The sequence below is a fragment of the Deltaproteobacteria bacterium genome (assembly GCA_019309545.1).
In the GTDB taxonomy this organism is placed as follows: Bacteria; Desulfobacterota; Desulfobaccia; order Desulfobaccales; family Desulfobaccaceae; genus Desulfobacca_B.
This window is the reverse complement of record JAFDGA010000012.1, coordinates 1-12,682: the sequence shown is the minus strand read 5'-3', so window position 1 is coordinate 12,682 and position 12,682 is coordinate 1. Positions and strand designations below refer to the sequence as shown.

11 protein-coding genes are annotated in these 12,682 nt (G+C 54.0%); all 11 read left to right on the top strand.

Going from position 1 to position 12,682, the window contains the following annotated elements; translation table 11 throughout:
* Positions 1-125 precede the first annotated feature (125 nt).
* Positions 126-782, top strand: a complete 657-nt coding sequence (locus JRG72_05050; GenBank protein ID MBW2134585.1) for a TetR/AcrR family transcriptional regulator — start codon at positions 126-128, stop codon at positions 780-782.
* Complete coding sequence (locus JRG72_05045; protein ID MBW2134584.1) at positions 779-2,176, top strand: TolC family protein; 1,398 nt, start codon at positions 779-781, stop codon at positions 2,174-2,176. Before JRG72_05050 ends, JRG72_05045 begins: the two co-directional genes overlap by 4 nt.
* Positions 2,151-3,260: an HlyD family secretion protein gene (locus tag JRG72_05040; GenBank protein ID MBW2134583.1), complete on the top strand. Its 1,110-nt coding sequence runs from the start codon at positions 2,151-2,153 to the stop codon at positions 3,258-3,260. The genes JRG72_05045 and JRG72_05040 overlap by 26 nt, the downstream gene beginning before the upstream one ends.
* Before the next feature lie 10 nt (positions 3,261-3,270).
* Positions 3,271-3,705: a universal stress protein gene (locus tag JRG72_05035; GenBank protein ID MBW2134582.1), complete on the top strand. Its 435-nt coding sequence runs from the start codon at positions 3,271-3,273 to the stop codon at positions 3,703-3,705.
* Between the two features lie 22 nt (positions 3,706-3,727).
* The gene (locus tag JRG72_05030; GenBank protein MBW2134581.1) at positions 3,728-5,335 is read left to right on the top strand and encodes a DHA2 family efflux MFS transporter permease subunit; all 1,608 of its coding nucleotides are present in this window, start codon (positions 3,728-3,730) and stop codon (positions 5,333-5,335) included.
* Positions 5,336-5,549: 214 nt separating this feature from the next.
* On the top strand, positions 5,550-7,337 hold the full coding sequence (locus JRG72_05025; GenBank protein ID MBW2134580.1) for an isocitrate lyase/phosphoenolpyruvate mutase family protein: 1,788 nt from the start codon (positions 5,550-5,552) through the stop codon (positions 7,335-7,337).
* The gene (aepY, locus tag JRG72_05020) at positions 7,313-8,428 is read left to right on the top strand and encodes a phosphonopyruvate decarboxylase (protein ID MBW2134579.1); all 1,116 of its coding nucleotides are present in this window, start codon (positions 7,313-7,315) and stop codon (positions 8,426-8,428) included. The genes JRG72_05025 and aepY overlap by 25 nt, the downstream gene beginning before the upstream one ends.
* Positions 8,425-9,180, top strand: a complete 756-nt coding sequence (locus JRG72_05015; protein ID MBW2134578.1) for a phosphocholine cytidylyltransferase family protein — start codon at positions 8,425-8,427, stop codon at positions 9,178-9,180. Before aepY ends, JRG72_05015 begins: the two co-directional genes overlap by 4 nt.
* 99 nt (positions 9,181-9,279) lie before the next feature.
* The gene (locus JRG72_05010; protein ID MBW2134577.1) at positions 9,280-10,398 is read left to right on the top strand and encodes a 2-aminoethylphosphonate--pyruvate transaminase; all 1,119 of its coding nucleotides are present in this window, start codon (positions 9,280-9,282) and stop codon (positions 10,396-10,398) included.
* A 10-nt stretch (positions 10,399-10,408) separates the two neighbouring features.
* Complete coding sequence (locus JRG72_05005) at positions 10,409-11,812, top strand: CDP-alcohol phosphatidyltransferase family protein (GenBank protein MBW2134576.1); 1,404 nt, start codon at positions 10,409-10,411, stop codon at positions 11,810-11,812.
* Positions 11,799-12,682 (top strand): flippase-like domain-containing protein (locus tag JRG72_05000; protein MBW2134575.1); only part of this gene is annotated, 884 nt, incomplete at its 3' end. The genes JRG72_05005 and JRG72_05000, both read left to right, overlap by 14 nt.

Here is a 12,682-nt window from a genome sequence, read left to right as displayed (position 1 = left end):
ATTTCTAATATACCGTCATTGCTGTCAAGTACTTCTAATTTTCGGTTGACAGGCAAAGAATAGTTGTGGTAATGACTGAAAGGTCATTTTATTGACTAAATATCCACTTTACTTATCGCTAAAACATGAAGTTTCCCAAAAATGCCTCTAAAAAACAGGTCTTGGGAGAATTTCGAACAGTGGCCATCATCGCCGCGGCCAAACAGGTGATTGCTGCCAAAGGTTTTGCCGCCACCACCATGGATGAAATTGCCGAGGCCGCGCAGATCGCCAAAGGGACTATTTACCTCTATTTCAAGAGTAAGGATGATCTCTTTCAGGCAGTAATTTTCAGTATCATGAAGAATTTGGTCGCCCAAGTACAAGAGATCCGAGCGAGCTTCAGACCGCCGCGGGAAAAAATTCACCAAATTCTTAAAGTTATGTTGGAAAACCTGGAAGCCGAGCAGGCGTTTTTTCGGGTTTACGTCAGTGAATTTCCCTGTCTGCTGCCGCGCCCGGCCGACGGCACCACTACCGTCATTGATCTCGACCAGGACTTTGTGGCGGCTATTGCTGCGGTGCTGGCGGAAGGAATGCAGACCGGAGATTTTATTTCCCAAGAGCCTCGTAAGGTAGCCTATGTGCTGCGCGGTATGACCCGGGCGCTGGCGATCCATAAGATGGTCGAGCCTTCCTCCCAGTCACTGCTGGAGTCTTTGCCCTTGCTCTCCAATCTGGTCCTGCAGGGTCTGGCCCCAACCCTGGAGAAGCCAGAGTCTGGCCACCAGAGGCCGAAATGAGTCAGTCTTATCAATGCATGTTGGCCCTGGTCTGTTCGGTACTGATTGCTCTGGCCGGTTCGGTCCGGGCCGCAGAGACCGAATTGCCGCGGTCACCACTAAATCTGGAAGAGGCGCTCAACCTGGCCTGGAAGAAAAATGCCAGTCTGAAGGTCAGCCGGCTGGAGCAACTGATCGCCGGGCAGGAGGTGGTGCGGGCCCGTTCCGGGTATTTACCTAAAGTCGATGCCCGGACGACCCATACCTTTTACGATGATCCGGTTAAATTTCGGGGTATGGAGATCGGCGGCCCCGGCGGCACCTTTACCTTTTCCATGACCGACCGAAACTTCTGGTCTAATCGGATAACCGTTGATCAGACCATCTATGATTTCGGGGCAACGGGTTCGCGTTATCGCCAGTCAGTACTAGGAGAGGAAATCGCCCGGTTGAACACCGGCAATACCCGGGATGAAATCTTTTTCCAGGTGGCCCAGCTCTATTTCCAAGTACTGAGGGCTGAAAAGCTGGTAATCGTAGCCCGACAAGAAGTGGTGCAGCTTCAGGAGCACCTCAAGGTGGCCCAGGATCTCTATGAATTCGGGTTAGTCACCTTCAATGATGTTCTTCAGGCCCAGGTGGCTTTGGCCGATGCCCGGCAACAATTGATCCGCGCCCAAAATACGGTGGTTAATACTCGGGCCGCGTTCAATAAACTTTTGGATCTGCCGGTAGATCATCCTACCCGGCTTCAGGAAGAGAGCGGCATAACTCTGCCGACCTGGAATCAGCAGGAAGCCACCGAACTGGCCCTGGGACAGCGCAGTGATCTCAAAGCTGCCAATCGCCGGGTATTGCAAGGGGAAAAAGGGGTGACCAAGGCTCGGGCGGGTTATTACCCCCGGCTTTTTGCCCAGGCCGGCCATATCTATGAGCAAAATGATCTGACTGTCCATGATAGTCAATATTTTGCCATCTTGGGATTGCAATGGAATCTGTTCTCCGGACTGGATACCCGCGCCCAGGTAGCTCAGGCCCACCAGCGACTGCAGCAACTGCTGGTCCAGAGGCAGGATCTGGCTGAACAGGTGAAATTGGAGGTACAAACCGCTTACCTGGCCCTCAAGGAGACCGCCGAGCGCATTGGGGTAACCAAAGATGCCGTGGCCCAGGGCGAGGAAAACCTGCGTCTCAACCAGGAACGCTATAAGGAACAAGTAGGCACAGCTACCGACGTGATTGACGCTCAGACCTTGCTGACTCGTGCCAGGGTTAATTATTTTAATGCCATTTTTGACCATCAGATAGCCAAGGCCCAGATGTTACGGGCTATGGGGCGCATTAATGGTTTGGCGGCCAACGATGACTTGACCGCTAACGGCCAAAAACATGGTAGAAAAAGAACCGACCAGTAAAAAAACCGGCGGCAAGACCAAGAAGATCGTAATCCTGGTAGTGATCTTGCTCTTAGCGGTCGGGGGGGGGGTGGCCTACTGGTGGTATAGTCGGATCTATGTGTGGACCGACAATGCCTATGTGTCCGGCCATCTGGCAGTCATTTCTCCCAGAGTCTCCGGTCGGGTGGCGGAAGTTCTGGTCTCGGATAATTGGTTTGTAAGCCAGGGTCAAACCCTGGTCAGGTTGGACCCCACCGATTTTGAAGTGGCGGTGCAGCAAAGCCAGGCAGCTTTGGAACGGATTCGTGACGAAGTAGCCCAGAAATATATTGCCGTGGCCGCGGCCCAGGCCCACATCGCCAAGGCCCAAGCCAATTTTGGTAAAGCTACGACGGACCAGAACCGTTACCAAAATCTGTATCAGCGCCGGACCATCTCCAAAGAAACGCTGGATCGCACCCAGACCAACTATAAAGTGACCCGGGCCGAACTGGCCGCGGCGAAAGAAGAATACCGTCAGGCCTTAGCCGCCATTGGCGGCTCTGTCAAAATCCCCAAGGAAGAACAACCCGCGGTGAAAGAAGCGCAGGCCAAGCTGCAACAGGCCCGACTTAACCTCCAATATACCACCATCACGGCTCCCTTTGAAGGGTACGTAACCAAGAAGAATGTCGAACCGGGCAACTGGGTCAATCCCGGCCAGGCTCTGATGATGTTAGTGCCGCTAGAATATGAGGAGGTGTGGATTGAGGCCAATTATAAAGAGACCCAGCTTACCCATGTCCACCTGGGGCAACCAGCGGAAATTGAAGTAGACACCTATCCGGGAGTTACCTTTCGGGGCCGGGTTGACTCCATCATGGCCGGTACGGGAGCGGTGTTCTCGCTGTTGCCGGCCGAAAATGCCACCGGCAACTGGGTCAAAGTGGTTCAGCGCATTCCGGTTAAAATTACCTTGGTCCCGCCGATACCCAAAGATCGGCCCTTACGCATCGGCATGTCGGTCATTGCCACCATTGATACTCGGGATCGGACCGGCCCGAGGCTCCTTAATCGCCAGTTACAAAAATTAGGGAAATTACCGAAATTATCGGCCCGATAGGAAGGGACCCATGTACCGCAAAATCTTGGTGGCCACCGACGGCTCGGAGCACGCCCGGCGAGCCGTGGAGCGGGCGGCTTGTCTGGCCCGCTATACCCAAGGTCAAGTAACGCTGGTTACGGTTCTTCGTTTACCCACATCTTATTTGCTAGCCCTGGGCAGTAGCATCGGTATGGGGTCGGAGCCTTGGGCCGCGCTCCAGCGTGCCAGTGAGAGGATCTTGGAGGCAGATCTGATCTTTCTGTTGAAACAGGGAATTACAGCTGCGAGGGAAATGAAGGTAGGTAATCCAGCACACGAAGTACTGCGGCTGGCTCGGGAAGGAAGATTTGACCTGATCATTGTCGGCCGCCGCGGTCGCGGCTTAACCGAATCATATTTCTTGGGGAGTGTTTCGGATCGGATCAGCCATGAGGCTCCCTGCGATGTCCTGATTGTCCAGTGATTGGAAGCCTAAAGGACCACCGATGACCGGAGAACCGGCTGCACCAGAGACGGATAATCAGAGTCCCAGCCGCCAAGTTAATAAGTGGCTGATTACCATCGCGGTGATGGCCGGCACCTTCATGGAAATCGTCGACACCACGGTGGTGAATGTGGCCCTGCCCCATATGGCCGGCAGCCTGTCCGCCAGTGTCGATGAAGCGACCTGGGTATTGACCTCCTATCTGGTCTCTAATGCCATCGTGCTGCCCATTACCGGCTGGTTGGCCGCCCTGTTTGGCCGCAAGCGCTTTTTACTCCTTTGCCTGGCTCTTTTTACCGGCACCTCGGTTATGTGCGGCGCCGCCCCCAACCTGGGCTTCCTCATTTTATTCCGCATTTTTCAGGGCATTGGCGGTGGGGCCTTACAGCCTATTTCCCAGGCCATCTTGCTGGAAACCTTCCCGCCCCGGGAGCGAGGCATGGCCATGGCCCTCTGGGGGATCGGGGTAGTGATCGCCCCCATTGTCGGCCCGGTGTTGGGAGGTTGGATCACTGACAATTATAGCTGGCGCTGGGTGTTTTACATTAACCTGCCGATCGGGATTTTCTCACTGATCATGACCTTTTTCTTTATCTTTGACCCGCCGTATATCCGAACTCAGCGGGCCGGACGGATCGATTATTTCGGCCTGGGCCTTCTCTGTGTCGGCCTCGGGGCGCTCCAGATCGTGCTGGATAAAGGCGAACGGGAAGACTGGTTCTCGTCGGCATTTATCGTCCGGTTGTCGATTACTGCAATAGTTGCCCTGGCAGTGCTGATCTACTGGGAGCTTAAGACCCGTGAGCCAGTGGTTGATCTACGTCTGTTCAAGGAAAAAACCTATGCCTTGGGCGTCACCATTATGTTTTTCTTCGGTTTTGCCCTCTATGGCAGCATTGTCCTCTTACCGTTGTATCTTCAGACCCTGATGGGTTATGACGCCACCCTGGCCGGTATGGCGCTGGCTCCCGGGGGCTTGGGCTCTTTGCTGATCATGCCGGTGGTGGGACGCTTAACCACTATGGTGGACAACCGGATTCTGATTGGCCTGGGGCTGGTAATCAATGGTGTGGCCATGTACATGATGTCTAATTATAATCTTCAGCTTGATTTCTGGCATGCCATGCTGCCACGCTTTATTCAGGGCTTTGGCTTGGGGATGACCTTTGTCAGTCTGACGACGGTTACCATGTCCAAAATCTCCCAGGAACGCATGGGTAATGCCACCGGCATGTTCAATCTGCTGCGCAATCTGGGAGGCAGTTTCGGCATTGCCACCGTGGTTACCCTGCTGTCCCGGCGCAGCCAGTTTCACCAGTCTCGACTAGTGGAGCACATTAACCCCACCTCCATCAATTTCCAGCAATGGGCGGCCAGGGTGCAGGAATGGTTCGGCACCTCGGGAGGGGTTGAAACCGGGTTATTAGACCGCCAGTGGCTGGCCGCCTTATATCAAGAGGTGCTGCGCCAGGCCAATATGTTGGCCTTCTGCGACGATTACTGGCTGTTGACCATTATTTTTGCCCTGCTCATTCCTTTAGTCCTACTGATGCGGCGTCAGGATCCCCGGGCCGGACTCAGGATTAGAAGAAAATTAGATAATATTTAGAATATTACAGATCTTATCCTGTCACAAAGTCGCCCCGAACAGAAAAAATGGTTGTATATCCTGCCAGAAAGCGATAAAGATTGTCTATAATGGGAGTAAATTTATTGTATTTTCAAAATAGTCGCAAAGATCATTCGCTTTCGGCTTGAGGAAAGCATCCATTGGTCATGAACCTATTCAGCGGGTTTTTATAATATTTTTAGGGAGATTGGAGATGAACCAGAAAGCTCAGGCCCTGCGATATCTATTTGCTCAGCCAGGTATTATCCAGGTGGCCGGAGCCCATAATGGCTTAGGGGCGCGATTGGTAGAAGCCGCGGGATTCGAGGCTATCTGGGCCAGTGGTTTGGAAATCTCGGCCTCGTACGGAGTTCCCGATGCCAATATCTTGACCATGACCGAATATCTGGAAGCCGCTCGTAATATCAACGAAACGACCTCTTTGCCGGTCATTGCTGATTGCGATACTGGTTACGGCAACTCCAGCAATGTCATCCGCCTGGTCAAGAAATATGAAGCGGCTGGCATCGCCGCCATCTGTCTGGAAGATAAGTGTTTTCCCAAAATGAACAGTTTTATTACCATTAACCAGGAACTGGCCCCAGTGGCTGAGTTTGTCGGCAAGATTCTGGCAGCCAAAAATGCCCAGTGCTCATCGGACTTTATGGTTATCGCCCGCACCGAGGCCTTGATTGCTGGCTTTGACCTGGAAGAAGCCTGGCGACGGGCTGAGGCTTATGCTGAGGCCGGAGCTGATGCCATCCTGATTCACTCCAAGGTTAACAATCCTAGAGAAATCCAGGCCTTCATGGCCGGTTGGGGCAGGCCCCTTCCGGTTATTGTGGTACCTACCAGTTATCCACAAGTGACCATTGAGGAATTGGCCGCCTGGGGGATTAAGATGGTGATCTACGCCAACGCTGGCATCCGGGCCGCGGTTCGGGCCATGACCAAGGTGTTTCAGACCCTAAAGCAGGCTGGCTCCTTACAGGCTGTAGAGCCTGAGCTGACTCCTTTAAGCCGTATCTTTGATCTACAACAGATGACCCGCTTTCGGGAAGACCAAAAGAAATATCTGCGCCACATCGACGATGATTATGCGGTGATCATTCCCGCTGCCGGTCATACTCAGAGTGATGATACCCTAAACCAGCTATTGGAAGAACGGCCGGTGGCCATGTTGGATCTGAACGGGAAGCCGCTCTTGAAACGCAATGTGGAGAGTCTGCGCCAGCTTGGTCTGAATAATATTGTGGTGGTGACCGGCTACAAGGGCGACCTGATCAATTTGGAGGGTATTACAACCATCTTCAATGCGGAATTTAATCAAAGTCATATCTTGCATTCCATCATGACCGCCCGCGACTATTTTGCCCCCCAGAACCTGATAATTTATTCGGATATATTGTTTGAACCTGGCATTATCCAGAGGCTGCTGGCCCATCCTGGGGATCTGGTTCTGGTAGTCGATGATTCTTTTGCCAATTTTTCACCAGCCACCAAGAACCTGGATCTGGTGGTGGCCCAACAGAAACCCTACCAGGGCAAGCGCCGTCTACTGGAGCATAATCATAATCAGGCGGTACGCATTGGCCAGCAAAGTATTGCTGCGGATGAGGCCGATTACGAATTCATTGGTATTGCCAAAATTTCTGCCGCCGGCGGGCGCGCCTTGAAAGCAGTCTATGATGACTGCGCTTCGCTTTATAATAACCGCCCTTTTCACGAGGCCCCTACTTTCCTCCGGGCTTCTTTTACTGATCTGCTGCAAGAGATGATCGATCGCGGCTTTCCAGTGATCCTGATGGAGGTCAATTCCGGTTGGATGGAAATCCAGACTTTTGCGGATTATCGTCAGGCCTGTCGTCTGTTCTCCAACTGCCGCCCGTCAGATTCAGGAACTTTAGGGCAAGACAAAGACCGGCTCAGCTCCTTAGAAAGCCAGTTTCCTGATGGAACCAGGCAAAGACACCAGCAATGTGGACAGTTGATAAATTATTAAAATTGCTTAGCGATCTGGGCTGGGGCCCTTATATCGGGGTTCCCTGTTCCATCCTGAAACCGCTTATCAGCCATCTGCAAGCTGACTCCACTTTAACCTATATTGCCGCCACCAGCGAAGGCGAGGCCATGGGTATTGCCGCTGGCTGGACTTTGGCAGATTACCGACCGGTCATTTTGATGCAAAACTCGGGGTTGGGGAATGCCGTCAATCCTCTAACCTCACTGCAGCTCATTTACCGGCTGCCCTGTCTGCTGATGGTTTCCTGGCGGGGGGAGCCGGGCCGTCCGGATGCTCCCCAACACCAGTTGATGGGACAGATTACCCCGTCTTTGTTGTCACTGCTGGGGCTTCCGTCAGAGGTTTTAAGTGGCGACCCTCAGGCCGACCAGGCCAAAGTCGAACATCTCCACCGGGAGATGGTGTCTCACTCCTCGCCGGTAGCCCTGATTGTAACCCGGGGAACCATATCTCCCGGAATCGAATCTAAATCTCCGGGGCGCTATCCTCTATTACGTCGGGAAGCAATTGATCTGCTCATGGAAGTCTTGGGGGGCCAGGCCGCAGTAGTGGCCACCACCGGCAAGATTTCCCGGGAACTCTGTGCCCTTAGCGACAGGACGCACAACTTCTATATGGTAGGCTCCATGGGTTGTGCCAGTGCCTTGGGCCTGGGACTGGCCCTGGCTCAACCCGAGCGCCGGGTAGTGATTGTCGATGGTGATGGCGCCTGTCTGATGAAGCTGGGTAATGTGGCCACTATTGGCCACTATCGGCCCCGAAATTTAATTCATCTGGTGCTGGACAACGAATCTTATGATTCCACCGGGGGGCAGGCCACCGTTTCCAGCACCATCCCTTTGGAGGGCGTAGCTCGAGAAGCCGGGTATGCCACCGCCCGGCGGGTGGAGGCCAGCCAGGACTTAAGGGAGCAATTGCAATATGCCCTGGCTTATCCCGGTCCACATTTTTATTTAGTCAAAGTGGCTTCGGGAGCAGCGACCGACCTGGAGCGCCCCCGACTGTCCCCGGTCCAGCTGAAAGAACGCTTTATGGCCTTTGTCAGCCGACCGCCGGAGGCCGCGGCATGATTACTGTAATCTTAAGCGCGGGAGTGGGCCGACGTTTGGCCCCGTTGACCGATAGCTTACCCAAGGCCTTGATTGACATCGGCGGCCGCCCCTTGCTAGGGCACATGTTACACGCCTTACGCCAGTACGGCCTGACCGAAGTGGTGCTCGTTGTCGGCCATCAGCGGCCGTTAATGGAGGCCGCGGTAAACCACCACCGGGACGGGCAAAGAATATATTTGGTTTATAATGAGCGGTTTGCCGATTCCGGTAGCCTGTATTCATTATGGCTGGCGCGGGCATATCTTAAGGAGGCCTTTGTCTTCATGGATGCGGATCTGTTGTTTAATCCCCAGATCCTGGCTGGTCTGGAGGCCCAGCCGGATAAAAGTTGCCTATTGGTAGGTCCCTTAACAGAGGATAGCGGCGAGGAGGTCAAGGTCTATCACCACCAGGGCCAAGTCAACGCCATTGGCAAAAACCTTAAAACTGAGGGGACACTGGCCGGAGAGGCGTTGGGGATTGTCAAGATCGCCGCCCCTGAGGTGCCTCTGGCCTTAGAGCTGATGGCCGAACTGGTACAAGCAAACCAACAGGCCGAACATGAGGAGCTGTCCCAAGCCCTGGCACAGCATCAGCGTATCTGGGTGCAAAATATCGGCGATTTGAGTTGGTTGGAGATTGATTTCCCCGAGGATGTCATCCGGGCCCGCGAGCTTGTCTGGCCCGCCATTCAACAACAATTAACCTCAAGGGCATCCTGGTCCGGTTAACCAAAGTCTGTAAGATTGCTGGACTAGCAAAGAGGTGATACCGTGAAGGTGTGAGGAGCCTAAAGCCCGCGGCGTAAAAATTAACCACTGGAGACCCCGTTGATATCCGTAGCGCGCAAAATTCTGTTGAATCCGGGTCCGGCGACCACCACTGATACGGTCAAAGCCGCCTTGGTAGTCCCTGACATCTGCCCCCGAGAACAGGAATTCGTCGAGGTGATGCGCCAGGTGCGCCAAGACCTGGTCCAGATCGCTGGAGGCGATGTCGACTTCCATACTTGTGTATTATTGGCTGGTTCCGGCACCGCGGCCATGGATGCGGTGCTCAATTCGGTGATCCCCCCAAATCGAGGTGTGGCCGTGATCAACAACGGGGCGTATGGGGCCCGCCTGGCTGAAATTGCCCGTTGCTACCAATTGCCCTTGGTGGAGATCAATTTTGCCTGGGGGGCATGGCCAGACCTCGAACTTATCGATCAAACAATTCAATCCAACCCGGAAATCAGCCACCTGGCCTTGGTGCACCATGAGACCAGCACCGGAATGCTAAATCCTCTTCCTGAGATCGCCGCGCTGGCCCAAGACCGGGGCCTGAGCCTGATTGTTGACGCCATCTCCAGTCTGGGCGGAGTACCGGTTGATGTTCGGCAGCAGCACATTGATTATCTGTTATGCACCTCGAATAAATGCCTCCAGGGTATGGCCGGTCTGAGCTGGGTGATTTGCCGCCGCGAGGCATTGGAACAAAGTGGTGAGCTGCCGGGTCGGTCCTATTATCTCAATCTTTATCAGCAATGGCGCCATTTTGAGGCCAATGGCCAGATGCGCTTTACGCCGCCGGTGCAAGTGGTCTATGCCCTGGCCCAGGCCATCCGCGAGTACCTGGCGGAAGGGGCGGAGAACCGCTTCAGGCGCTATCGCCAGAATTGGCAGACCCTGGTTGCCGGCCTCCATCAGCTCGGATTTAAAACATTGCTCCCCGAGGCGCAGCAGTCCCCTCTGCTTACTACCGTCCTGGAGCCGGATGATCCCCATTACCATTTTGGCCGACTGCATGACGCCCTTTATCAACGTGGATTTACTATTTATCCAGGGAAGTTAAAGAATGACCGAACCTTTCGCCTGGCTAATATGGGGGCGATCAATCCTGAAGATATCAAGGAGTTCTTAGCGGCCCTCCGGGAAGTGCTGGAAGAGTTGCAAATCAAAGTTATTTAAAGGACTGCCTATGGTTGAGGAAGCCGTTATCCTGATGCCGGAGGAAAAACTTAACTGCCTACCCTCCTATCTGTTTGCCCCGGTAGCCGGTGTACCACTGCTGCAGCGGGAACTCTTTGGCCTCTGGCGGGCCGGCATCACCTCGGTAACCATTATGGTGCCGCCTGCCGCCCAACCCGACCTGGAGCGGCACTTATCGCAAGTCCTAAAATTAACTGAAAATATTAAGGTTATTTCCGATTGGGAGACTTTATGGGCCCAGACTCTGAACGGGACTAAGGATAATCCCCGCTTGGCGGTCCTGGCCAATATCCTGGCTGATCCGCGATTTTTAGCCAGATTGGTTAATTACCCGGTGCCGCCGGGAAAGCTGGCACTGGGGTTGATGGAATCACCTGACCCCGCCCAAGGGAATAAAGATCAAGAAAGGGCAAAGCGGATCTCATATCCTGTCATACTGAAGGATGGCCTGGTGACTTCACTTGGTTTCTCGGACTCAGCCAACGGGCTCCAAGCTGCTGGTTTGGTGCTGTTTTCCCCCACCGCCTGGCAGAATTGGCAACATTGGCAGCAAGGCCATAAAAAGCCATTAGATTCGTTCTTATCGGACCCCGAAACTCCACTTTTCGCCTATCTATCCCAGCAGGTTAGGGAAAATCGGGTGTTAGGAGTGGTCAGCGATCCGGTTTATATTTCTGCTATCCATCATGATCGGGACCGGGCCGAAGCCACGGCCCGTCTAATCGCTGCGGCCGATGGCTCCCCTTTAGGTGATGGTCGCCTGGAAACTACCTTGAATCGGACCATGGCCCGGAAACTTTTGCCCTGGGTGCTGGCCTCCTCGGTGACTCCGAATCAGATCACGGCGGCCAGTCTGTTGCTTGGTCTGGTGGCGTCCCTGGGATTTGCCGTCGGCACTTATGAAGCCTCCCTGGCTGCTGGCCTATTGCTGCCTCTGGTCATGGTGCTGGATTGCCTGGATGGTATGGTGGCCCGACTGAAGTTTCAGGAATCGGGGCTTGGGGCCAGACTCGATCTTTATGGCGACACCATCCTAAATCTGATTATTTTTTGGGGAATTGCGGTGGGCCAATATCGGGCTTCGGGACATCCTCTGTTCCTGGGCTTGGGTCTGTTGCTGACCCTGGGTTATCTGGCCTGTTGGTGGTTGTTAGATATCCCGGAGGTCCGGCATTGGGATCCGGCCCATTCGCCCCTCGGGGCTCGCCTGTGCCCCTCAAAGCTCAAAAAGGCCGGCAAATTCCTGGAGGAGGCAGTCAGTCGGGACTTTTTCTATATTATCCTGTTGGGTGCTCTGATTAACTGTCTGGATTATCTTTTTATCGGCATTGCGGTGGGCACCAATGTCTTCGCTCTGTTCCTGTTTAAACGGCAACGGCATGGCCAAGTTTAAAATCATACTGGTGGTCCTATCCACCCTCCTACTGTTCTGGATGCTCCAAGCCGTGGGCTGGGACGCCATCGGGCGACATCTGCGGCTGGTGGGATGGTATTGGCCCCTGATTCTCCTGCCCTATTTACTGGTCAATCTGCTGGACGCCATTTCCTGGCGCTTGACCATTGACTCCCCTCCAGAGGCAGTCACCCTTTGGCATCTGTTTTTTAACCGTCTGGCCGGAGAGGCCATCAATGTCCTCACCCCCACGGCCAGCCTCGGAGGTGAGCCTTTGAAGGCCATGATGTTGCAAAAAAGGGGAGTATCCTTAACCAATGCCACCGCCTCTGTAATTATCAGCAAGGGCATTCTGGTGTTGAGCCTGGTGGCTTATATACTTTTGGGTCTGGCCCTGGCCCCTTTTCTGTTTATGTTGCCGTCCCACTGGCTATTGTTGCTTATCCTGGCCGCTCTGGGTTTGGGACTGGCCGGATTGATCTTTGTCTTAGGACAGAAACATGGACTATGCCAGATGGGTATGAAGTTATGCCAGAAAATCAGATTTGTGCCCCGGATTTTACAGGACCAAGAAGCAGCCCTGTGCCGCCTCGACGCCCAGATGACAGCCTTTTACCAGCATCATCGCCGGAAGTTTTATCTGGCCCTGGGATTTTTCCTGCTGGGCTGGCTCTGCCATGGCCTAGAGGTATATCTCATTTTTTATTTAATAGGCCAACCGCTCAGCTTAGTGACCGCCCTGTGTCTTGATGCCCTGGCGATTCTGATCACCTCGCTGGCCTTTTTTATTCCCGGCAATCTGGGGGTTCAGGACGGAGGCAATATCTTATTGACCATGGGACTCCACCTGGGGGCCATTCTGGGGGCCAC